Genomic DNA, 22230 nt, shown 5'->3' with positions numbered 1-22230 from the left:
CGCACCGCGCCTTGCATCTCATCCCGAGAAGGTGCTTGCGCGGCCCCGTTTAGACCGTAAATAGGTTCTAAGCTACTCGGCAGATCTTGAGCATGTTGGTACCGCCGGGCGCACCCATGGGCTCACCGCAGGTGATGGCATAGACGTCGCCACTCTGCACGATGTTGCGGCGCAGCAGGTGGCCTTCGGCCTGTGCCAGAGCGGTGTCGCGATCGGCGCTGGTGTCCATGAGCAGGGGGCGCACATTGCGGTACAGCGCCATCCTGCGCTGCGTGGCCAGGTGCGGGGTCAGGGCATAAATGGGCACACGGATGTCATGGCGGCTCATCCAGAGAGGCGTGGAGCCGCTGTCCGTCAGCGCCACAATCGCCTTGGCCCCCAGGTGGTGGGCCGTGAACAGGGTGCCCATGGCAATCGACTGGTCGATGCGGGTGAAGGTCTTGCCGGTGAAGTCCGCTTCCAGTTCCTTGTACTCGGCTTTCTCGGCTTCCACGCAGATCTTGGCCATTTCCTCCACCGTCTCGAGCGGATATTTGCCGGCGGCCGTTTCCGCGCTGAGCATCACCGCGTCGGTGCCGTCGAGCACCGCATTGGCCACGTCGCTGACCTCGGCGCGCGTGGGCACCGGGTTGACGATCATGCTCTCCATCATCTGCGTGGCGGTGATGACGACCTTGTCGTACGACCGGGCCAGCTTGATCATGCGTTTTTGCAGGGCCGGCACCGCCGCATTGCCCACTTCAATCGCCAAGTCGCCGCGGGCCACCATGATGGCGTCGCTGACGCGCAAGATTTCTTCAAGCTTGGGAATGGCTTCGGCCCGCTCGATCTTGGCGATCAGGCCGGGCTTGTGCTTGTAGGGCGCAGCGGCCACATCGCACAGCTGGCGCGCCATTTCCATGTCGGTGGCATTTTTTGGAAAGCTTACGGCCACATAGTCGGCCCGAAAGCTCATCGCGGTCTTGATGTCTTCCATGTCCTTGGCCGTCAGCGCGGGCGCCGTCAGGCCGCCGCCCTGCTTGTTGATGCCCTTGTTGTTGGACAGGTCGCCGCCGAGCTTGACGATGGTGTGCACTTCCTCGCCGCGCACAGCCTCCACCGTCAGCACAATCAGGCCATCGTTGAGCAGCAGCACGTCGCCCGCTTTCACATCCCGCGGCAGTTCCTTGTAATCCAGTCCCACGCCCTTGACGTCGCCGGGTTCGGTGCGGGAGGCATCGAGGATGAATTTCTCGCCGGGCTCGAGCCGCACCTTGCCTTCGGCAAACTTGCCGACGCGGATTTTCGGACCCTGCAGGTCGGCCATGATGGCGACTTCACGGCCGGCGCGCTGGGCGGCTTCGCGCACCAGCTTTGCCCGGTCGACGTGGTCCTGCGCCGTGCCGTGGCTGAAGTTCAGGCGCACTACATTGACCCCTGCGCGAATCATTTTTTCCAGCAAAACGGGGTCGCTGGAAGCAGGCCCGAGGGTGACAACGATCTTGGTAGCGCGACTTGGCATGAATGTCTCCTGTAATTTAGTTCCCGATTTTCACACGAAAAAGTTACCAAACCGGTACCAACTGCAGCGCACACGCGGGCCGGCGGGATGGCGGCCCCTTCCGGCACGTCGGTGCAGGTCAGCCGTGCGGCTCAAAAAAAAGGGCGCCGCAGCACCCTTTTTTGAGACAAACAGATCGATAGCACCCATGAAGCCGAGGCTTCACGCTACCAAATCAGGAGCGCAACGGCGTTAGCCGGCGGCCCGCTTCTGCAGGATCTCGAAGGCCGGCAGCGTCTTGCCCTCCAGCACCTCCAGGAATGCGCCGCCACCCGTGGAGATGTAGCCCACCTGTTTCTCAATGCCGTATTTGGCGATGGCGGCCAGCGTGTCGCCACCACCGGCAATCGAAAAGGCGCTGCTTTCGGCGATCGCGCGGGCAATGCCTTCGGTACCGCGCGAGAAGGCGTCAAATTCGAACACGCCCACCGGGCCATTCCAGACAATGGTGCCGGCCGCCTTGAGCTGCGCCGCCAGCCGGGCCGTGGTCTCCGGACCGATATCCAGGATCAGGTCATCGTCGGCCACGTCGGTGGCAGCCTTGACGGTGGCCGGCGCATCGGCGGAGAAGGTCTTGGCCGTGACCACGTCGGTGGGGATGGGCACGGCGGCGCCGCGCGCTTTCATGGCCTCGATCACGGCGCGGGCCTCGGGCAGCAGGTCGGCCTCCGCCAGGCTTTTGCCAATCTTCAGCCCTGCGGCCAGCATAAAGGTATTGGCAATGCCTCCGCCCACGATCAGCTGGTCGACATTGCGGGCCAGAGACTTGAGGATGGTCAGCTTGGTCGAGACCTTGCTGCCCGCGACGATCGCGACCAGCGGCCTGCGCGGGTTGGAAAGCGCCGTTGAAATCGCATCCATCTCGGCGGCCAGCAGCGGCCCGGCGCTCGCCACTTTGGCATATTGCGCGATGCCATAGGTCGAGGCTTCGGCGCGGTGGGCGGTGCCAAACGCGTCGTGCACAAAGATGTCGCACAGGGCGGCCATCTTGCGGGCCAGCGCTTCACTGTTTTTCTTCTCGCCGGGGTTGAGGCGGCAGTTCTCCAGCAGCACCAGCTGACCGGGCTGGACGTCCACGCCGTCCACCCATTGGGTGATCAGCGGGATCTCGCGCTTCATCAGTTCACCCAGGCGTTTGGCCACAGGGGCGAGCGAGTCGGCCGGCTTGAATTCGCCCTCGACCGGACGCCCGAGGTGGGAGGTCACCATCACGGCCGCGCCGGCATCCAGCGCCATTTGCAGGCAGGGAATGGAGGCGCGTATGCGCGTGTCTTCGGTGATGGCGCCGCTGTCATCCTGCGGCACATTCAGGTCGGCACGGATGAAAACGCGCTGGCCGGCGGCCTTGCCGCTGGCACACAGGTCGGAAAAACGGATGAAATTCATGAATCGCTCGCAAGTGAAAAAGCTGGCCAACGCGGCCAAGGCCTTAAATTGTAGGTCGGTGTATAGGCCCCCCCCGTCCAGTCTCACTTCGTGTAGCCTGTTCCCCCCTCAGGGGGCGGCGCCTGCGGTCTGGCAAAGCCAGTCCCGCGGCCCCTGCTGGCGTGAAATCGGGCGACGGCTGAAGTTAGGGACTCTTCAACCAAGCATGAGCCCCGGAACCGGCTTTGCCGGGCCGGAGGGCGGGCGGCCCCCTCGGGGGGCAGGGAGCTACACGCAGTGAGCGACCGTGGGGGCTCTAGCTCACCAGCCCAGCCCCATGTGCAGCGGCAGGTAAACCGCCATGCCGGCGAGGATGGTGCCCAGCACGCCGTGGCGCCAGTAGTACCAGGCGGTGCCGGCCACCACGGCAAACAGTCTGGCGTCTTGCCAGGTGGCGATCAGGTGGCCCTGCGTCATGACCATTTCCGGCACGATCACCGCCGCCAGCGCCGCGATCGGCGCATAGTGCAGCCCGCGCTGCGCCCAGGCGGGCAGCGTCCAGGGTTTGCTGGAGAGGAAGAAAAAGGAACGGGTGACGACGGTCACCAGCGCCATGCCGATGATGGTGGCCACGGTCCAGAGATCGGTCTTGCTCACAAGGCCCCTCCTGTTTCACCCGTTTCACCGGTTTTGACAGGCTTTGGCGAGGCGGCCTGCGCCCGCATCGGCTTTTCCAGCATCAGGCAGACCGCCACCGCAGCCGCGATGGCCACCAGGATGTTGAGCTTGAGCGGCAAGGCAAAAGCCGCCACGGCAGCCGCACCGGCCACCCCGGCGGACACGACGCGCAGCCGCGTGGTGGCCAGCGAGCACATGATGCCGAGCAGCGCCAGGATGCCGGCAAAGCCCAGCCCCCACGACAGCGGGATGGCATTGGCCAACGCAATGCCGAGCAGGCTGGCGCCCACCCAGCTGGCCCAGTTGATGGCCGAGTTACCGGCCAAGTACGCCTCCTGCGCACGCCGGGCGACCGGATCTGTCGTGGGATGCGGAAAGCGCTTGGTGAACAGCACATAGCTGAGATCGGCCGTCAGGTAGCCGCTGAGCATGCGGCGCCAGATGTTCTGGTGCATCACATAGGGGCGCAGGTGCGCGCTGAACACCACGAAACGCAGGTTGACGCAAAACGCGGTGGCCAGGATGACCCACATGGGCGCACCGGCGGTAATCAGGGGAACGGCCGCCAGCTGCGAACTCCCGGCAAAAACCAGTACCCCCATGAGCAGGGCTTCGGTCAGGCTCAGGCCCGACTTGATCATCGCCACCCCGGTCATCAGGCCCCAGGCGGCAATACCGGGCGCGACCGAAGCCAGGTCGCGCACACCCACCCGAAACTCCGGGTGCTTGAACAATGAACTCACAAAAACCTCATTCCGTCTGAGTGGGATTGAAAACCATGCCGGGACGGATCTCGAACCCGCGCAAAAAATCGGCCGCATCCAGCGCCTTGCCGCCCGCTTTTTGCAGGCGGGTCACGCGCACCAGGGCATCGGCGGCGCAGATGTCGATGCCCTCGGGGCCAACGGCAATCACCTGGCCGGGTTGCGCGCCCACCGGCCTGACCGCACCGGCCGGCACCGCTGCGCGCCAGAATTTGATGGTTTCGCCGCCCAGGACACCGGCGGCGCCGGGGAAAGGATTGAAAGCGCGAATGCGGCGCTCGAGCGTGGCCGCGCTACGGGTCCAGTCCAGCAGCGCCTCGTTTTTCTCGATCTTGTGGGCGTATGTGACGCCCTCGGAGGGCTGGGCAAGGGGCTGGAGCGCGCCGCCTGCGGCCAGCTCCAGGGCGTTCACGATCAGTCGCCCACCCAGCCCGGCCAGCCTGTCGTGCAGCGACGCCGTCGTGTCCTCCGGGCCGATGGGCAGCTTCTCCAGCAGCAGCATGTCGCCCGTGTCGAGGCCGGCGTCCATCTGCATGATGGTGACGCCGGTCTGTGCGTCACCGGCTTCGATGGCCCGGTGAATCGGTGCGGCGCCGCGCCAGCGCGGCAGCAGCGACGCGTGAATATTCAGGCAGCCCAGCTTCGGCGCATCCAGAACCCACTGCGGCAGGATCAGTCCGTAGGCCGCCACCACCATCACGTCGGCCTGCGCCGCATCAATGGCGGCCCTGGCGGCCGCCGCGTCATCGGGATATTTGCCGTCCAGCCGCAGGCTGCGGGGCTGCGCCACCGGGATCTGCTGGCTCTGTGCCCACTGCTTCACGGCCGACGCCTGCAGCTTCAGGCCGCGCCCGGCGGGACGGTCGGGCTGCGTCAGCACAAGTGGGATGTCAAAGCCGGCGGCCTGCAGACTTGCCAGTGCCACGCGGGCAAACTCAGGGGTACCGGCAAAAATGACGCGCATGGGGCAGGATTCTAAAGACTCACTGGGGGAAACCCGGGTGGACGCCTGCAAAGCCCCGGAAATGGGATCCCCCGGAAAATCCTGGCCGGGAGCGGAAACCCGCAGCGGAAGGCAGCCTGCCTGTGCCGCAGTGGCGCTTCAGCGGGCGGACTCCCGCTCCTCGTCTTTTTTCTGCTTGATCATCTTGGTCTTGATGCGGTTGCGCTTCAAGGGGGACAGGTATTCCACGAACACCTTGCCCATCAGGTGGTCCATTTCATGCTGGATACACACCGCCAGCATGCCCTCGGCGGCATGAACCTGCAGCTTGCCGTCCAGATCCAGTGCCTGCACCTTGACCGCGATCGAGCGCTCGACGCCGTCATAAATGCCGGGCACCGACAGGCAGCCCTCGTCGCCCACCCGGGTTTCGGGGCTGGCCCACAGGATCTCGGGGTTGATCAGCACCAGGGGTTGGTCGCGGTTTTCGCTCACGTCAATCACGATGAGGCGCTCGTGCACATCGACCTGCGTGGCCGCCAGGCCAATGCCTGCCGCTTCATACATGGTGTCAAACATGTCGCTGGCCAGTTGGCGCAGGCGGGCATCTACGGCGCCCACGGGCTTGGCAACCATGTGTAAACGCGGGTCGGGATAACGGAGGATGGTCAATTGAGTCATGGATGCAAATGGTCAGGTGTCGCTATTTTCGCCACTTTTCCTTGTTTTTGCGCATTCCGATATTCCCAGAATCGCGTAATCGTTGCTTAATCAAGGGCTTAGGTACAAAATCGTTAGTAATTTATCAAGATAAGAACACGGCTTTTTTCATCCAGGGAGAACCGTGCCAGGCTGGTTTTAGCGCTTAAGGCCTTCAAGATGCAAACTATTTTTGGTCGTTTCAGTCATATTTCAATAGCCGCCTCCATGGTTGGCACGGCCCTCTGGGGTGTCACCCCCGGCCTTCATGCGCAAAATTTCCCCATTACCCCCAACCAGAAGGCCACGGCCACCCAGGTTGCCGAGGCCGGTGTTCCCCTGAGCGAGCTGGCGCCCAATGCGCCTGACGAGTACACCGTCAAACGGGGCGATACGCTGTGGGCCATTTCGGGCCTGTTCCTTAAAAGCCCGTGGCGCTGGCCCGAACTGTGGGGCATGAACCTGCAGGACATCCGGAATCCGCACCGTATTTACCCCGGCCAGCAGCTTTACCTCGACAAGACCGGCGGACGTGCCACGCTGCGCACACGCCAGGCGGCAGACGGCCCGCCCACCGATACCATCCGTGTCTCACCCCGGACGCGCTCCGAAGCGCTGGCTGACGCGGCGATCCCGACCTTGCCGGCCAACGTGATTGAGCCCTTCCTGGCCGAACCCCTGATTGTGGATGCGGCCACCTTTGCCACGGCCCCGCGCATTGTGGCCGCCCAGGAAGGCCGCGTCCTGCTGAGCCGGGGCGACCGCGCCTACGCACGCGGCGCTTACAGTGACGGCGTGACCGGCAAGACCCTGAGCGACGCCAAAGGCGAACCGCTGGACTACCGCGTGTTTCGCAACGCCACGCCGCTCAAGGACCCCATCACCAAGGAAATCCTGGGCTACGAAGCCCAGTTTGTCGGCAAAGCCGAGTTGGTTCGCGGCGAATCCAGCCGCGGTGGCGACGACAAGACACCGTCTGAAATCGTGCCGGCCACCATAGACATTGTGGTGACCAAGGAAGAAATGCGGATAGGCGACCGCCTGATTGCCGAGCCACCGCGTGAGTTGCTCAGTTATGTGCCCCATGCGCCCATCCTGCCGATGGAGGGCCAGATCGTCTCTGTCTATGGCAGCGCGGTCCAGTACGCCGCGGAAAACCAGGTGGTGGTCATCAACCGGGGCCTTCAGGACGGGCTGGAGCGCGGCAATGTGATGGCCATCCTCAAGAATGGCGAGCGCCTGACTGATCGCACCGATCAAGCCAAGCCCCAGATCAAGCTGCCCAATGAGCGCAACGGCCTGCTGATGGTTTTCAAGACCTTCGACAAGCTGTCCTACGCGCTGGTGCTGCAAATCGTTGACGGCGTCAAGGTGGGCGACCGCTTCATCAACCCCAACTGACCACCAGTCCCGATCCAACGCCTGCAGCCAATGCTGCAGCGCCCAGCGGCCCGAGCGGCCGTTGGCGCCTCTTCGCAGGCCGGACGGGTTTAACTTTCCTTGGACACACAAGAACTCGGCGCCTGGTTGCGCCTGACCCTGACGCCCGGTGTCGGCAACGAGACCGCGCGCCAGTTGCTGGCCACTTTCGGATCAGCCCAGGCGGTTTTCGGGCAGACGACGGCCACCTTGCGGGCGCTGGGCTCCGAGCGGCTAGCCCATGCCATCCAGACGGAACCTGCGCAACTGGGCAGCCTGCTGCAGACCACACTGGACTGGCTGCAACAGGCGGACGACCGTCGTATAGCCACCCTGGGGGATGCCGCCTATCCGCCGGCCCTGCTCAACATCGAAGACCCCCCTTTGATGCTCTACATGATGGGCAGTCTGGTCAAATCGTCACCGGCAGCCGGCCCGGCCATGGCCAACAACCTCGCCATCGTCGGTAGTCGCAACCCCACCCCACAGGGCGAGGCCAATGCCCGGCAGTTTGCAAAAGCACTGAGCGGCGCGGGCTTGTGCATCGTGTCCGGTCTGGCGCTGGGCATAGACGGCGCTGCCCATGACGGGGCCCTGCTCGGAGGCGGGCAGACGATCGCGGTGGTGGGTACCGGGCTGGACCGGGTTTATCCGAAGCGACACCTGGCCCTGGCACACCGCATTACCCAGCAAGGGCTGCTCATCAGCGAATTCCCGCTGGGCACACCCCCGCTGACAGGTAATTTCCCGAAACGCAACCGCATCATTTCCGGGCTGTCCCGGGGCACGCTGGTGGTGGAAGCGGCACTGCAATCGGGCTCGCTGATCACAGCGCGGCTGGCTGCCGAGCAGGGCAAGGAGGTCTTTGCCATTCCCGGTTCGATTCATTCACCGCAGTCCCGCGGTTGCCATGCGCTGATCAAGCAGGGCGCCAAGCTGGTGGAGGTAGCGCAGGACGTCCTCGAAGAATTGAATCTGCCGCGCACCGGCTTGACCGACAGCCCGAACAGCGCCTCCGGTCTGCCGGTGCCCGATGCCGGGGATCCGCTCATTGCAGCGCTGGGCTTTGATGCCGTCAGCCTGGATGCCCTGCAGGCGAGGACCGGCCTGGATACCGCCCGGCTTCAGGCGGACCTGCTGGAGCTTGAGCTGCGCGGGCAGGTCGCGCGCCTGCCTGGGGGTCTGTTCCAGCGCGTGGCGGCCGGCTGATACGGCAATATCCAGCGTCATCAACGATGATTGACACGGGCTTGACACCGGCGCTCGTATCTGCGTTATATTGAGGCATATGTTTGAAGTACTGGTGTACGTTTACGAGAATTACTGGCAAGGTGACGCCTGCCCTGAACTTCAAAGACTGGGGCGCAAACTCACCGCGGCAGGATTTGACGCCGAAGAAATCCAGGCGGCCCTGGTATGGCTTGAGGGCCTGAATACTGCGGCCCAGGGTACGCAGATCAGCCTCGCCGCCAAGCCATCCTCCGGCCTGGCCGACCCTGTCGCGGCGCCTGCGCTCATTCAACCTCAGTCCGCCAACAGCCTCCGGATTTATTCCGTGGCCGAGCAGACGCATCTGGGCGCGCAAAGTCTGGGATTCGTCAATTTCCTGGAATCGTCAGGCGTATTGCCTCCGCACATGCGGGAGATCGTCATTGACCGCGCAATGGCCGCCCCCGGAGACCCTGTCACGCTGGATGACCTGAAAATCATCGTCCTCATGGTGTACTGGAGTTTCGGCGAGGAGCCCGATGCGTTGATCCTCGACGAATTGTGCGACGACACGGAATTTCGGCTGGCGCACTGAGTGGCTGAGGCCCCCACGGTTGCTCACTGCGTGTAGCTCCCTGCCCCCCGAGGGGCCGCTGCGCCTGCGGTCTGGCGAAGCCAGTCCCGCGGCCCCTGCTGGGTTGGAGAGCACCCATGCTCGCTCACTGTGTAGCTCCCGATGCCTTGCAGGCTGCGGCTCGCGGGACGCTTCGCCTCTGTCGCCTGTCCAAACCCGCTCAAGCAGGCCTGGATCCGCAAGCTCCAGCTCCTCGGGGGCCGAACATGCTTGTTGGGGCGGCCCTTTGCGGCGTTCGGCCTGAGGCCCTCACCCCTGCCATCGGTTCATCCTGAGGATCCGAAAAGAATGCCCGGGCGTTTTAGCTGAGCAGGCGCTCCGGATTGGCGTCCAGCTTGGCCAGGGCGTCGCGTGTAGCGCGCACTGTGAGCGCTTCTTCTTCCGTCGGCACCAGCAAACCCGCTTGCAGGTAGGCGGCCAGGCGACGCGCCTGAATCAGGAAGTTGCGGCCATCGGACGCCGCAAACAAATGCAGCTGCTTGCGATCACTGCACCAGGCAAACTGCACGTGGCTGATTTTGCCGCTGTGGTCCAGGCTGAACCAGCTTCCCAGCTGCAGTTCCTGGACCCAGGCGCGCATTGCTTCCGTAGGCTGGCTGCCGCCATCGGTAATCACCTCGATATCGGCGGCATCAATGCCGATCATGGTGACCAGGCTGTCCGTATCGAGTGGCAAATCGCCCACATCCTCGTCGGACAAATAGTCCTCCAGGTTGGCCAGCCGCCGGGCCATGGCATCAATGCGTTCCATCGAAATGGCGTCGGTTTTCGACATGAAGGCGTCTGCCAGCGTGTCGCTGATGACTTTCAGGTGATGGTCCTGATCGGAGGGGGCCAAGCCGAGCATGGACATGCCCAGGCGCAGGAGTTGCAGCAGCTTGGGCAAGTCGGCAATGACACGGGCACGGTCGTTGCGGTTCGGCTTGGCGCTGGCGGCCCAGACGAGGTCGGCCGCCGCCTGCTTGAGCGTGATCGTTTCGGTGTGCTGCGGGCCGTTTTTCATCGCGGCAATGGCCAGGACTTCGGCCCAGACCTTGAACAGGAACTCACGGATTTCAGCGCGCACCGGCATATCATTGAGCATGCTGCGCATCTCAATGGTGTACTGGATGACCATGGTCTCTTTTTGCTCGACCTGCTGGGCCACGCTCACCACGCGCGCGGCGCTTCCCTGTTCCGAGAGGAATTTGGACAAAAACTTCTCGAACTCGTCGTAGACAAGCTGAAACACCCGCCGCCCGGTTTCCGGATACTGCTCGATCACCTGCACGACCCGCCGGATCTCCGCCTCCATGGCGCCGCCTGACACCGTGACATCGAACCCCAGGACGCAGGAGCCCATGCGGTCAATCAGCCGGCGGGTGGGGTGCTGCAGGGATCCAAAAAACTCCGGCTCGGAAATCGCAACCCGCAGCACAGGCATTTGAAGCCGTGCAAACCAGACGCGTATTGCCGGTGGAATCCGGTCCTCGGCCAGGATGCTCTGGAACATCAAGGCCACGATCTCAATCGTTGCCTTTTCCGATGAGGTGGATGCCGCCTGTTTGAGGGCACTGGTGCGCTCCCGCAGCGCGCCAGCGGCACGGTCGACATGCGTCTGGTCATACACCTGGCCTGGCCCATCCAGCAGCAAGGTGCGTTCATGGCTGGTTTCTTCCGCCCGTTGCACCGTGGCCATTGCCTGGACCAGCCGCGGGGACGCCTGCTGCGACCGCGTGTCATCAAAACCTGCCACCTGATCGGACAGCAGGCGTTTGAGGTGCCCCATCACGCCCTGAGCCCGCATGCGCGCCCTGGCCAGTGGCGTGGTGGCGGTCTGCATCCGTGTTTCTTCATGGATAGGGTGGCCCGAAGTCGAGTTCTCCGCCCCCTGCGCTGCACCACCCTTGCCGCCGGGCCCGCTTCCGCTTCCGCTTCCACTTCCTGTTCCTGTTCCTGTTCCTGTACCTGTACCTGTACCTGTACCTGTACCTGTACCTGTATCTGTACCGCCGCCAGATTTATCCTGACCCCTGGCCTGCTCGGCAGCAGGTTTTGAGGGCGCATTCGTCCCCGGGGCGGAAGGTGTGCGTTTGACGAGTCCCCGCAGATCGATTTCTGCCATCACCCCCTGCTGGATCAGAAACTCGTTGGTGGCATGATAAGTTTCGAGCAGATGCGCAGCCAGGTTTTTCTGGATGAGGTCCTGAACCGTCAGCCACACATCGCGCGGCAGAAGGGCCTGGCTCCACTGTTCAACCAGATGCTGTGCCAGCACCTCGGGGCGCAGGACGTCCTGTTTGTGCAGCTCGTCAATACCTTCGAGGTTCTGCACCCGCAAGCGAAGGTCGTTGAGCTCCCAGCTCGCAACATCCAGCAAGCGCAGGGCCAGGCGAGAGGCAAGAATCTTGTCCTCCATCACCTCGTTGCCCATGAGCTCAAATTTGATGCTGCTGTTCGTGAATTTTGTCTGGGCACCCGCCAGTGGGACGGATTGCGCTTCGGTCCACGCGCGCGTGGTGCCGCGGACCCAGGCTGAACCGCTTTTCTCGAAGGCCTGCCAGGCTTCGCGCCGGTCCTGCATTTCGCGGGAGCCACCCGGCTCGTCCCTCATCGCCGCCAGCCGGCTCTCAATGGCTTTGGCCAGCTCGGGCAATATTCTTGCGGCACGCTCCGTGAACAAAGCACGTGCCTGCTCGACCAGAAGAGTGTTCTTTTTGTTACTTGGAGCCACGACCGCCCTGAATAATTAGCCTATAGCTTACACCGTGGCACCTGCATTGGGATCGTTGGGATCTTCTTCTTTTTTTGCCGGCCCCTTGACCAGATCTTCGCGCCGGATGCCCAGCCACATGGCGATGGCGGCAGCCACGAACACCGAGGAATAAATGCCGAACAAAATGCCGATGGTCAGGGCCAGGGCGAAGTAAAACAGGGTCGGCCCACCGAACAGCAGCATGGACAGCACCATGATCTGGGTCGAGCCGTGGGTAATGATGGTGCGGCTGATGGTCGAGGTGATCGCGTTGTCGATGATCTGCATCGTGTTCATCTTCCGGTAGCGGCGGAAATTCTCGCGGATCCGGTCAAAAATCACCACGGATTCATTGACGGAATAGCCCAGCACCGCCAGCACGGCAGCCAGCACCGCGAGGGAAAACTCCCACTGGAAGAACGCGAAAAAACCGAGAATGATGACGACGTCATGCAGGTTGGCAATGATGGCCGCCACCGCATACTTCCACTCAAAACGGAAGGCGAGGTAGACCATGATGCCGAACACCACCATGGCCAGGGCCTTCAGGCCATCATGGGCCAGTTCTTCGCCCACCTGGGGGCCCACGAATTCCGTGCGGCGCAGCGTCACATCGCTGCTGGCCGCTTTCAGCGCCGCCAGCACTTTTTCACTTTGCTGGGCGGTGCTCACACCCTTTTGGGCCGGCAAACGGATCATCACATCGCGCGAGGTTCCGAAGTTTTGCACCTGCACATCGGTCAACCCCAAACCAGCCACGGTCGCCCGGATTTTCCCGACATCCGCCGCCTGCGTGTAGTTCACCTCCATCAGGGTGCCGCCGGTGAACTCCACCGACAGGTGCAGGCCCCGGGAGAACAGGAAAAACACAGCCAGCGCAAACGTCGCGAAGCTGATGATATTGAAGATCAGGGCGTGCCGCATGAACGGGATGTCACGCCGGATTTTGAAAAATTCCATCGAGGGTCCTTGAGAAGCTCAGGAAAAAGATGCCGGGATCATTTCGCCACGGCGCCGGATGTGGCGGGCCGCCACACTGTGCCGATGGACACCGTCTTGAGCTTTTTCTGCCGGCCATACCAGAGGTTGACCAGGCCACGCGAGAAAAATACCGCGGAGAACATGCTGGTCAAAATGCCGATGCAGTGCACCACGGCAAAACCGCGGACCGGACCCGACCCAAAGGCCAGCAGGGCCAGGCCCACAATCAGGGTCGAGGTATTGGAATCCAGAATGGTGGCCCAGGCCCGCTCATACCCCGCATGAATGGCGGCCTGCGCAGAAGCGCCATTGCGCAGTTCCTCGCGCACGCGCTCATTGATCAGCACGTTGGAGTCGATGGCCATGCCCAGTGCCAGCGCCATGGCCGCCATGCCTGGCAAGGTCAGGGTCGCCTGCAGCATGGAAAGCACCGCGACCAGCAGCAGCAGGTTGACGGCCAGCGCCAGACCGGAGAACAGGCCGAACAGCATGTAGTACGCCGCCATGAAGGCCACAATCACCACAAAGCCCCAGGACACGCTGTGAAAGCCCTTGGAAATATTGTCGGCCCCCAGCGTCGGGCCGATGGTGCGCTCTTCAATGATCTCCATGGGCGCGGCAAGGGAGCCCGCGCGCAGCAGCAACGCCAGGTCATTGGCTTCCGTCACGCTCATGGAGCCGGAAATCTGGAACCGGTTGCCGAGTTCGCTCTGGATGACCGGCGCGGTCAGGACCTCGCCCTTGCCTTTTTCAAACAGCAGGATGGCCATGCGCTTCTTGAGGTTCTCGCGGCTGGTATCGCGCATGATGCGGCCGCCTTTGGCATCAACCGTCAAATCCACTTTGGGCTGCTGGTTCTGCGAGTCAAAGCCGGGCTGGGCATCCGTGAGGTTCTCGCCGGTCAGGATCACCTGTTTCTTGACAATCACCGCCTGCCCGTTGCGCTCGAAGAAGCGCTCGGTACCAAACGGCACGGCGCCGGTGTTGTTTTCCGCGGCGCGCGCCTCGGCGCTGTCTTCCACGAGACGCATCTCCAGCGTCGCCGTACGCCCGAGGATGTCCTTGGCCTTGGCCGTGTCCTGAACACCCGGCAATTGCACCACGATACGGTCCAGGCCCTGCTGCTGGATCACCGGCTCGGCCACGCCCAGTTCGTTGATCCGGTTGTGCAGCGTCACCATGTTCTGCTTGAGGGCCTGATCCTGGATCCGGCGTGCCGCCTCGGGCTTGATGCTGGCCGTCAGCTTGTATTCCGTGCCCTCCGGGACATCGACGGTCTGCAGGTCCGGAAACTGGTCCTGGATCAGCGCCTTGGCAGCGTTCAGGGTCTCGCTGTCGCGCACCTTGATGTCAATGACCTGGCCATTGCGGCTGATGCCACCGTGGCGGATATTCTTTTCGCGCAGCGACAGCCGGATGTCGCCCGACAGTGACTCGGCCCGTTTGGTCAGCGCCGCCTGCATGTCCACCTGCAGCATGAAATGCACGCCACCACGCAGGTCCAGCCCCAGGTACATGGGAAAAGCATGCAGCGAGGTCAGCCAGGCGGGCGAGCGCGACAGCAGGTTGAGCGCGACCACGTAGGCAGGATTCGCGGGATCGGGCGAGAGCGCCTTTTGAACGGCGTCCTTCGCCTTGAGCTGGGTATCGGTATCGCCGAAGCGCGCCTTGACCGAATTGCCATCGAGGGCGATGACATCCGCCGTGATGCCCACATCCTTCAGCGCCTGTTCCACCTTCGCCATGGTCGTCGTGTCAATCTTGACCGTGGACTTGCCGCTGGAAATCTGCACTGCCGGCGCTTCGCCAAAAAAGTTGGGCAGGGTGTACAGGGCTGCGATCAATAGCGCAACCACAATAATGGCGTACTTCCAGGCCGGATAACGATTCATGAGGGGGCTGTTCCTGGTGAACGGATGAACAAATTGAGGCCCGGCGGGCCTCAGGGGGTCAGCAAGACCTTACTTCGCGGCGCTCAGGGCGCCCTTGGGCAGCACCTGGACGATGGCGCTGCGCTGCAGCTGCACTTCAACGCCGGGGGCCAGCTCCAGGGACAGGTACACATCACCGAGCTTGGTCACTTTGCCAAGCAAACCGCCTGCGGTAGCGACTTCATCGCCTTTGGCCAGCGCGTCGATCATGGAGCGATGCTCTTTTTGCTTTTTCATCTGTGGGCGGATCATCACGAAATACAGCACCACAAACATCAGCACCAGGGGAAGCATGCCTGTCAGCGACGACAACATATCGCCTCCCGCGGCGGCGGCGGGAGCGGTTTGGGCAAAGGCAGAAGAAATGAACACGGCAAACTCCACAACGATTGAAGGAAACACTGGCAGGCGCCCCGGCCGACGGGCCAGAGCGCACAGTCCATGATTGTATGCGGCGAGCGGCCGACAGGAAAATGCACCCGGCACCTTGCCGGGCATTTCATTTTCAGGCCATGTCGGCACGCAGAAGCTGCCCGCCGGGAGGCTGCTGCGCCTCCCCGCGGCAACGGCCCGGGGGCTCTGCCGCGCCCCCGTCCGGCACGGCGCGCCTAGGCGGCCTGCTGCGCGGGGGATGCCGGCTGGCGAAAGGCCTGCCTCAGCGCCGCCCATTGCGGCCGCGCGGTTTGCAGGTGGCGCGCCTTGACGTGGCCATACCCCTTGATCAGCTCGGGAATCCGCGCAATTTCCACGGCCAGTGAATGGTTTTGAGCGGTCAGGCCGGCCAGCACCTCCTCCAGGCTGGCCCGGTACTCATCAATCAACGCGCGTTCCATCTTCCGCTCTTCGGTGCGGCCGAACACATCCAGCGGCGTGCCGCGCAAGCCCTTGAGCCGGGCCAGCACCTTGAAGCCTGTCAGCATCCAGGGTCCGAACTGCTGCTTTTGCAGTTCGCCCTTGTCATTTTTGGATGCGATCAGCGGGGGCGCCAGGTGGTAGTTGAGCTTGAAGTCGCCCTCAAACATGGCATTGACCTTGCCGAGAAATCCCGCATCGGTGTGCAGCCGCGCCACTTCATACTCGTCCTTGTAGGCCATGAGTTTGAACAGGTACCGGGCCACGGCCTCGGTCAGCGTGGTCTTGCCGAGGGGCGCTTCCGCCAGCCGCACCTTGTCCACAAACGCCTGGTAGCTCCGGGCATAGGCGACGTTCTGGTAGGCCGTCAGGAAATCCACCCGCTTGCCCAGCATCTCGGCCAGGGAAGGCTTTTTCACAAACTCGATCACCTGCGCCGCCTTGAACAGGGCCTGTACCGCGGCCAGGTCATGCGCGCAGCGACGGCCCCATTCAAAGGCCGCCCGGTTGTTCTCGACCTGCACGCCGTTGAGTTCAATGGCCCGCATCAGCGAGGCATGGGACAGCGGCACCCGGCCTTTTTGCCAGGCAAAGCCCAGCATCAGGGGGTTGGTGTAAATCGAGTCGCCAATCATCTGGACTGCCACCTGCTCGGCGTCAAAGCTGCCCAGCAAGTCAGCGCCCACTGCGGCCGTCACGGCACTTTCGCAATTGCCACCCGGGAATTGCCAGCCCGGGTTCGTCACAAAGGCCGCCGTCGGCGTACCGTGCGAGTTCATCGCCACGTAGGTGCGGCCCGGCTGCATGACGGTGAGTGTGTACTTGCTGGCAGCCACGATCGGATCGCAGCCGATCACCAGATCGGCCTTGGCGGTATCGACCTTGGTGGTGTAAATGGCCTCGGGCCGGTTGGCGATCTGGATATGACTCCAGGTGGCGCCGCCCTTTTGCGCCAGCCCGCCGGCATCCTGAGTGACCACCCCTTTGCCCTCGAGGTGGGCAGCCATGCCCAGCAACTGGCCAATCGTGATGACACCGGTGCCGCCAACGCCGCCCACCACGATGCCCCAGGCGTTTTCAGCCACGGGCAGCACGGGTTCGGGAATCGCGGGCAGGCTGGACAGTCCACCCTTTTTGTCCTTCTTCGGCTTCTTCAGCTGGCCGCCTTCCACCGTGACAAAGCTGGGGCAAAAACCCTTGACGCAGGAGTAGTCCTTGTTGCAGGTGTTCTGGTTGATGCGGCGCTTGCGGCCGAATTCGGTTTCCAACGGTTCCACCGACAGGCAGTTGGACTGCACCGAGCAGTCGCCGCAGCCTTCGCAGACCAGTTCGTTGATGACCACGCGCTTTTCCGGATCCGCCAGGGTGCCGCGCTTGCGGCGCCGGCGCTTTTCGGTGGCGCAGGTCTGGTCGTAAATGATGGCGGTCGTGCCCTTGAGCTCGCGGAACTCGCGCTGGATGCGGTCGAGTTCGTCGCGGTGATGCACCGTCACGCCCTCCAGCAACCTGGCGCCCTGGTACTTTTGCGGCTCGTCGGTGACGATCACCAGTTTGGCCACCCCTTCGGCGAGCAGGCTCTGCATGATCTGCAATACCGAGTGGCCCTCGGGCCGCTCGCCCACCTGCTGGCCGCCGGTCATGGCCACCGCATCGTTGTAGAGGACCTTGTAGGTGATATTCACGCCGGAAGCAATGGCCTGGCGGATCGCCAGCAGGCCGCTGTGAAAGTAGGTGCCGTCGCCCAGGTTGGCAAACACATGCTGGTCGGTCGTGAATGCCGCCTGGCCCACCCAGGTGACGCCTTCACCGCCCATCTGGGTGAAGGTGGAGGTGGAGCGATCCATCCAGGTCGCCATGTAGTGGCAGCCAATGCCGGCCACGGCGCGTGAGCCTTCAGGCACACGCGTGCTGGTGTTGTGCGGGCAGCCGCTGCAAAACCAGGGGGCCCGCTCGCCGGTGTCGACCGTGACGTCGGCGAGCGCACGTTCCCGCGCTTCGATCACGGCCAGGCGCGCATCCATACGCGCCACAATGTCCGCGGGCACACCCAGTTTTTTCAGGCGTTTGGCAATCGCCTTGGCGATGATGGCCGGCGTCAGGTCGGCCTTGGCGCGCAGCAGCCAGTTGTCGCTCGGGTTGGAGCGGCTCCATTCGCCGCCCGAGGCGTCGCCTTCAGGCTCGTCAAACTTGCCCAACACATTCGGGCGCACGTCGGCGCGCCAGTTGTAAAGCTCTTCCTTGATCTGGTATTCAATGACCTGGCGCTTTTCCTCGACCACCAGGATCTCCTGCAGGCCTTCGGCAAAGTCGCGCGTGATGGTGGCCTCCAGCGGCCACACCACATTGACCTTGTGCAGGCGAATGCCGAGCTGGTGGCAGGTCTCTTCGTCCAGCCCCAGGTCGACCAGCGCTTGGCGCGTGTCGTTGAAGGCCTTGCCGCTGGCGATCACCCCGAAACGGTCTTTCGGCCCGGCAATGACGTTGTAGTTGAGCTTGTTGGCGCGGATGTAGGCGAGCGCGGCATACCACTTGAAGTCCATCAGGCGCGCTTCCTGCTCCAGCGGCGGGTCCGGCCAGCGGATGTGCAAACCACCCGGCGGCATTTGGAAATCTTCGGGGATGACGATCTTCACGCGGTCCGGATCGACCAGCACCGAGCTGGACGACTCCACCACCTCCTGGATGGTCTTCATGCCCGACCAGACGCCTGAAAAACGACTCATGGCAAAAGCATGCAGCCCCATGTCGAGGATGTCCTGCACGCTGGACGGGAAGAAGACCGGCAGGCCGCAGGCCTTGAAGATGTGGTCACTCTGGTGCGCCGCCGTCGAGCTCTTGGAGACATGGTCGTCGCCTGCAATGGCGATCACGCCGCCGTGTTTCGCGGTGCCGGCCATGTTGGCATGCTTGAACACATCGGAGCAGCGGTCCACACCCGGGCCTTTGCCATACCAGATTCCAAACACACCATCGAATTTTTTGCTTTGGGGGTACAGGTCCAGTTGCTGCGTGCCCCAGACCGCGGTAGCGCCCAGTTCTTCGTTGACGCCGGGCTGGAACACGATGTTTTGCGCGGCCAGATGCTTTTTGGCCGCCCACAGCGCCTGGTCATAGCCGCCCAGCGGCGAGCCGCGGTAGCCGCTGATAAAGCCGCCGGTGTTCAGGCCGGCGATGGCGTCGCGGGTGCGCTGCAGCATGGGCAGGCGAACCAGCGCCTGCACGCCGCTCATGAAGGCGCGGCCATGATCCAGGCTGTATTTGTCGTCCAGCGTGACGGTCTCCAGGGCCTTGCGAATGTGCTCGGGCAGGGGGGCGTTCATGTTCGGGTCTCCTGATGGGTAATGCCGCCTCATGGGCAGGTCTGGATAAGGCAAGGCCGGGATAGAACCAAGCCTCTAACTGAATGCAAAGTGTAGGACGGACGGCGAGATATGTCTTTGCTTTCTTTGCCTGTTTTAGGGTGTACAAAGAAAGGATCTTGCTGGAAAATAGGAAAAATGGGACATTTAGATAAGTTTGACATAGCCATCCTGAATGAGTTGCAGAGCGAGGCGCGCCTGACCAACACCGAACTCGCGTCGCGCGTCGGCCTGTCGGCCGCGCCCTGCTGGCGGCGCGTGCGGGCGCTGGAAGAGGCCGGCTTCATCACCGGCTACCGGGCCGAAATCAACCGCCACAAGATAGGCTTGGGGGTGCTGGCCTTTGTCCGGCTGGATGCGGACCGCAACAGCGGGGACGCCACGCGGCAACTGGAAGAGGCCATCAAAAAACTGCCTGAAATCATCGCCTGCCACTACATCAGCGGCACGGGAACCTTCGAGCTGCAGGTGGTGGCCCAGGACCTCGAGGCCTTCAGCAAGTTTGCGCTGCAAAACCTGATCAACCTGCCCAATGTGAAAGACCTGCACACCAGTTTCTCGCTGGGAGAGGTCAAGGCCAGCAGTGCGCTGCCGCTGGGGCATCTGGCGCGCACGGCATCTGAATCATAAGAATCCACTGCAGCCCCTCTATCTCGCCAACCCCTGGCTACCAATTCAACAGCAATAGCAACAACTTTCAGCCCGAATCCCTTCCGGACAAGCTGCAGCAATGGAACGCAACGTGACCCAACCCCTTCGATTCTCCAGACAATTTTTCCTCCTGCTTTTCACGCTGCTGGCGCCCGGCCTGCAGGCACAGCCCGCTACTCATTCCATCGCCACCCCGGATCCCCTGCCGATGCGCAACCTGCAGATTGAAGTGCGGCAACTGCGGGGCAGCGACCAAGGCCAGCAGGCGCTGGGCGCCCAGGGCGGCGTGCTGCTGCAACCGGGCCAGTCCGGCGCCACGACCCACATCACCACGCAAAACAGCCAGCGCAGCGACGCGCGCGACCTGGTGCAGCGGGTGCTGGTGCTCAATGGCCGGCCTGTCGCCATCAACCTGGGCAACATCACGCCGCTGAGACTGATGCAGGCCTTTATGCAAAACGGCGTGTTGCGCTACACGGGAGGCACCGTGCTGATCGACACCAGCAGCGGCTTTTCAGCACGGCCCGTCTGGCGCGGCGGCAACAGTGCGGAGCTTGAACTGGCCGCCGTGCAATCGCGCCCCGGCTCGGTGGGGGCGCTGCCGTCTTCGTCATCCGCGAGCACCTCGCTGGCCCTGCCGCTGGGTGAATGGGTCACCGTGGCGCAATCGGATGATGTGGCAACGGCCAACAGCAGCGGCCTGGCCGGCGCGGGGCAGACTTCGGGCCGGGAGGCCCTGAAAGTCGAGGTACGGATTTCTGTACGTTAGGCGCCAGGCAAGCCACACGCCAGGTGCGTGGGGCTCAGTCCCGCACGCAGCGCGCCGCCAGTGGCAGCAGCGGATAGCGCAGCACGGCCTCGCGGCCACTGGCGCCCAGCCCAAATTCGGCCCGCATGCGCGGATTGCTGTACACCGCCTGCTGCGGCCCCTGCCCGCCGGCGTCGCGGTACAGCACGTCATAGCCGCGCGTGCCGTCCAGTACCGCCGTGTCGTCGATGAACCGGGCCGTGAACTCAATGCCTTGCTCGCAGCGGTGAAGCGGCCCCGGCGACTGCCAGCCCCGGCCCGCACACGCGGCCAGCATGGTCAGTCCCGCCAGGGCCATCAGTCCGCCGATCCGTTTGCCTGCAGGCCTGTTCTTGATGCGCATTCTGTGCCCTTTGCCTTTGCCTTTGCCTTTGCCTTTGCCTGTGTCTCTGTGTATGCCCGATGTGGCAGCCTCGTGGCCTATTTTGGCCAGAGCACCCACAGCCGCAGCGGCTGGTTCACACGTGCCGCCAGCAGGCCGGCCTCCGGCCCGGTCCCGGCGAAATAGTCCGCCCGCACGGCGCCCACAATGGCGCTGCCCGTGTCTTGCGCCAGGACCAGCTTCTGCAAATTAGCCGCCCCGCCGCGGGACGCCAGCCACACCGGGGTGCCATAGGGAATGCTCCCCGGGTCGACCGCAATGGAGCGCCCCGGCGTGAGCGCCACGCCCTGCGCCCCTTTGGGGCCGAATGCCGCGTCCAGATCGCTCAGGGGCTGCTCCTGGAAGAAGGTGTAGCGCGGATTGCTCCAGAGCATTTGCTGCACGCGCTGCGGATTTTTCGCGGCCCATGCCTTGGTGGACTCCACCCAGGGCACCACCATGCGGCCTTCGCCCTGGTCTTGAAGCCACTGGGTGACACTGCGAAACGGCTGCTCGTTGGAGCCGGCATAAGCCACCCGGACCACGCGCTGCGACCCGTCGGGCTCGGTGAGGTTCAGCCTGCCTGAGCCCTGAATGTGCAGCGACATCGCCTCGACCGGGTCTGCCAGCCAGGCAATCTCGCGGCCCCTCAGTGCAGACTTGGCCTCGGCCAGGGTGTCGATTTCCTGCCGCGAAAACCATGGTTTGCGGCTGCCCAGCGATGCAGGTGGCCGGTACAGCGGCACCTCATAACCCGCGCCGGGCTGCCGGCTCGCCTTGAGAACCGGTTCGAAGTAACTGGTCAGCAGCCCATCGGCCGCGCCCTGCAGGCTTTCAACCCGGTAGGGCTGCAGGCGGCTCACCATCCAGCTGCGCTGCTCTTCGGCCGAAGCGATGCTCAAGCGCCGGACTTCGCCGCACAAGGGCGCAAAAGCCGGGCCGGGCCGTTCGCAGCTTTTGAGCCAGGCGTTCCAGGCCTCGAACAGCTGGTCCTCTTCAAATCCCGGCAACTCCGTCCAGCGAACGGGCACCCAGCGGCTTTTTCCTTGTACCAGGGGCTCCGGCAACGTGCTGGCTGCGGCGGGCGCCGCAGCCGGTGGCGGCGATGAAGGCAACGGAGACGACGGCGGATAGGAAGGCGGACTGGCACAGGACGCCAGCAGCATGGCCATGGCGATAATCGGGGTGAATCGCACCGATCCCCGCGAAACCCTATTTGCAATCCAAGGAAATGTCATGACCCTACTTTTGCTCGAAGCCCTGGGGGCGTTGCTGCTGCTGGTGTTCATTGTGTGGTGGACC

At 63.4% G+C, this 22230-nt stretch carries 18 protein-coding genes; 5 read left to right on the top strand and 13 right to left on the bottom strand.

What is annotated here, in order from left to right:
• Nucleotides 1–67 precede the first annotated feature (67 nt).
• The 6 genes from pyk to def form a co-directional block, all read right to left on the bottom strand.
• Nucleotides 68–1501: a pyruvate kinase gene (pyk, locus tag AC1DUR_RS04235; RefSeq protein WP_477716378.1), complete on the bottom strand. Its 1434-nt coding sequence runs from the start codon at nucleotides 1499–1501 to the stop codon at nucleotides 68–70.
• Between the two features lie 231 nt (nucleotides 1502–1732).
• Nucleotides 1733–2926, bottom strand: coding sequence for a phosphoglycerate kinase (locus AC1DUR_RS04230; RefSeq protein WP_477716379.1), 1194 nt, complete (start codon nucleotides 2924–2926; stop codon nucleotides 1733–1735).
• A gap of 300 nt (nucleotides 2927–3226) precedes the next feature.
• A complete protein-coding gene (locus tag AC1DUR_RS04225) occupies nucleotides 3227–3562 on the bottom strand; it encodes an AzlD domain-containing protein (protein ID WP_477716380.1) in 336 nt (111 codons plus the stop codon).
• Complete coding sequence (locus AC1DUR_RS04220; protein ID WP_477716381.1) at nucleotides 3559–4326, bottom strand: AzlC family ABC transporter permease; 768 nt, start codon at nucleotides 4324–4326, stop codon at nucleotides 3559–3561. Before AC1DUR_RS04220 ends, AC1DUR_RS04225 begins: the two co-directional genes overlap by 4 nt.
• 7 nt (nucleotides 4327–4333) lie before the next feature.
• Nucleotides 4334–5311: a methionyl-tRNA formyltransferase gene (gene fmt / locus AC1DUR_RS04215; protein ID WP_477716382.1), complete on the bottom strand. Its 978-nt coding sequence runs from the start codon at nucleotides 5309–5311 to the stop codon at nucleotides 4334–4336.
• Nucleotides 5312–5449: 138 nt separating this feature from the next.
• Entirely contained in the window at nucleotides 5450–5971 is a 522-nt protein-coding gene (gene def / locus AC1DUR_RS04210; RefSeq protein WP_477716383.1) for a peptide deformylase, read from the bottom strand.
• A 198-nt stretch (nucleotides 5972–6169) separates the two neighbouring features.
• On the opposite strand from def, the gene AC1DUR_RS04205 reads away from it, so the two are divergent.
• The 3 genes from AC1DUR_RS04205 (at nucleotide 6170) to AC1DUR_RS04195 (ending at nucleotide 9212) form a co-directional block, all read left to right on the top strand.
• Entirely contained in the window at nucleotides 6170–7390 is a 1221-nt protein-coding gene (locus tag AC1DUR_RS04205) for a LysM peptidoglycan-binding domain-containing protein (protein WP_477716384.1), read from the top strand.
• 99 nt (nucleotides 7391–7489) lie between these two features.
• Complete coding sequence (dprA, locus tag AC1DUR_RS04200; RefSeq protein ID WP_477716385.1) at nucleotides 7490–8617, top strand: DNA-processing protein DprA; 1128 nt, start codon at nucleotides 7490–7492, stop codon at nucleotides 8615–8617.
• A 79-nt stretch (nucleotides 8618–8696) separates the two neighbouring features.
• Complete coding sequence (locus tag AC1DUR_RS04195) at nucleotides 8697–9212, top strand: Smg family protein (RefSeq protein ID WP_477716386.1); 516 nt, start codon at nucleotides 8697–8699, stop codon at nucleotides 9210–9212.
• A gap of 340 nt (nucleotides 9213–9552) precedes the next feature.
• Here the strand turns inward: AC1DUR_RS04195 and AC1DUR_RS04190 are convergent, their stop codons facing one another.
• The 5 genes from AC1DUR_RS04190 to AC1DUR_RS04170 form a co-directional block, all read right to left on the bottom strand.
• Nucleotides 9553–11964 (bottom strand): DUF1631 family protein, encoded by a 2412-nt coding sequence (locus AC1DUR_RS04190; protein ID WP_477721307.1) that lies wholly within the window; start codon nucleotides 11962–11964, stop codon nucleotides 9553–9555.
• 27 nt (nucleotides 11965–11991) lie between these two features.
• Entirely contained in the window at nucleotides 11992–12945 is a 954-nt protein-coding gene (gene secF / locus AC1DUR_RS04185) for a protein translocase subunit SecF (protein ID WP_477716388.1), read from the bottom strand.
• A 38-nt stretch (nucleotides 12946–12983) separates the two neighbouring features.
• Entirely contained in the window at nucleotides 12984–14858 is a 1875-nt protein-coding gene (gene secD, locus AC1DUR_RS04180) for a protein translocase subunit SecD (RefSeq protein WP_477716389.1), read from the bottom strand.
• A gap of 69 nt (nucleotides 14859–14927) precedes the next feature.
• Nucleotides 14928–15269, bottom strand: coding sequence for a preprotein translocase subunit YajC (yajC, locus tag AC1DUR_RS04175; RefSeq protein ID WP_477716733.1), 342 nt, complete (start codon nucleotides 15267–15269; stop codon nucleotides 14928–14930).
• A gap of 236 nt (nucleotides 15270–15505) precedes the next feature.
• The gene (locus tag AC1DUR_RS04170) at nucleotides 15506–19069 is read right to left on the bottom strand and encodes an indolepyruvate ferredoxin oxidoreductase family protein (protein WP_477716390.1); all 3564 of its coding nucleotides are present in this window, start codon (nucleotides 19067–19069) and stop codon (nucleotides 15506–15508) included.
• A 177-nt stretch (nucleotides 19070–19246) separates the two neighbouring features.
• On the opposite strand from AC1DUR_RS04170, the gene AC1DUR_RS04165 reads away from it, so the two are divergent.
• Nucleotides 19247–19738 carry an Lrp/AsnC family transcriptional regulator gene (locus AC1DUR_RS04165; RefSeq protein WP_477716391.1) on the top strand — a complete coding sequence of 164 codons (492 nt, stop codon included), beginning with the start codon at nucleotides 19247–19249 and terminating at the stop codon, nucleotides 19736–19738.
• Between the two features lie 112 nt (nucleotides 19739–19850).
• Entirely contained in the window at nucleotides 19851–20528 is a 678-nt protein-coding gene (locus AC1DUR_RS04160) for a hypothetical protein (protein ID WP_477721306.1), read from the top strand.
• 34 nt (nucleotides 20529–20562) lie between these two features.
• Here AC1DUR_RS04160 and AC1DUR_RS04155 read toward each other — a convergent pair whose 3' ends face one another.
• The gene (locus AC1DUR_RS04155; RefSeq protein WP_477721305.1) at nucleotides 20563–20910 is read right to left on the bottom strand and encodes a hypothetical protein; all 348 of its coding nucleotides are present in this window, start codon (nucleotides 20908–20910) and stop codon (nucleotides 20563–20565) included.
• Between the two features lie 77 nt (nucleotides 20911–20987).
• Entirely contained in the window at nucleotides 20988–22217 is a 1230-nt protein-coding gene (gene mltA, locus AC1DUR_RS04150) for a murein transglycosylase A (RefSeq protein WP_477721304.1), read from the bottom strand.
• Between the last annotated feature and the right edge of the window lie 13 nt (nucleotides 22218–22230).

This window comes from Polaromonas sp. P4_F4, assembly GCF_056401355.1.
This window is presented reverse-complemented; position numbering and strand designations above follow the sequence as displayed.

What these genes read in the sequence shown, in the direction of transcription:
- pyk (WP_477716378.1), bottom strand. Translation starts at nt 1,501, where the DNA reads ATGCCAAGTCGCGCTACCAAGATCGTTGTCACCCTCGGGCCTGCTTCC.
- AC1DUR_RS04230 (WP_477716379.1), bottom strand. Translation starts at nt 2,926, where the DNA reads ATGAATTTCATCCGTTTTTCCGACCTGTGTGCCAGCGGCAAGGCCGCC.
- fmt (WP_477716382.1), bottom strand. Translation starts at nt 5,311, where the DNA reads ATGCGCGTCATTTTTGCCGGTACCCCTGAGTTTGCCCGCGTGGCACTG.
- def (WP_477716383.1), bottom strand. Translation starts at nt 5,971, where the DNA reads ATGACTCAATTGACCATCCTCCGTTATCCCGACCCGCGTTTACACATG.
- AC1DUR_RS04205 (WP_477716384.1), top strand. Translation starts at nt 6,170, where the DNA reads ATGCAAACTATTTTTGGTCGTTTCAGTCATATTTCAATAGCCGCCTCC.
- AC1DUR_RS04195 (WP_477716386.1), top strand. Translation starts at nt 8,697, where the DNA reads ATGTTTGAAGTACTGGTGTACGTTTACGAGAATTACTGGCAAGGTGAC.
- secF (WP_477716388.1), bottom strand. Translation starts at nt 12,945, where the DNA reads ATGGAATTTTTCAAAATCCGGCGTGACATCCCGTTCATGCGGCACGCC.
- secD (WP_477716389.1), bottom strand. Translation starts at nt 14,858, where the DNA reads ATGAATCGTTATCCGGCCTGGAAGTACGCCATTATTGTGGTTGCGCTA.
- AC1DUR_RS04170 (WP_477716390.1), bottom strand. Translation starts at nt 19,069, where the DNA reads ATGAACGCCCCCCTGCCCGAGCACATTCGCAAGGCCCTGGAGACCGTC.
- AC1DUR_RS04165 (WP_477716391.1), top strand. Translation starts at nt 19,247, where the DNA reads ATGGGACATTTAGATAAGTTTGACATAGCCATCCTGAATGAGTTGCAG.
- AC1DUR_RS04155 (WP_477721305.1), bottom strand. Translation starts at nt 20,910, where the DNA reads ATGCGCATCAAGAACAGGCCTGCAGGCAAACGGATCGGCGGACTGATG.
- mltA (WP_477721304.1), bottom strand. Translation starts at nt 22,217, where the DNA reads ATGAACACCAGCAGCAGCAACGCCCCCAGGGCTTCGAGCAAAAGTAGG.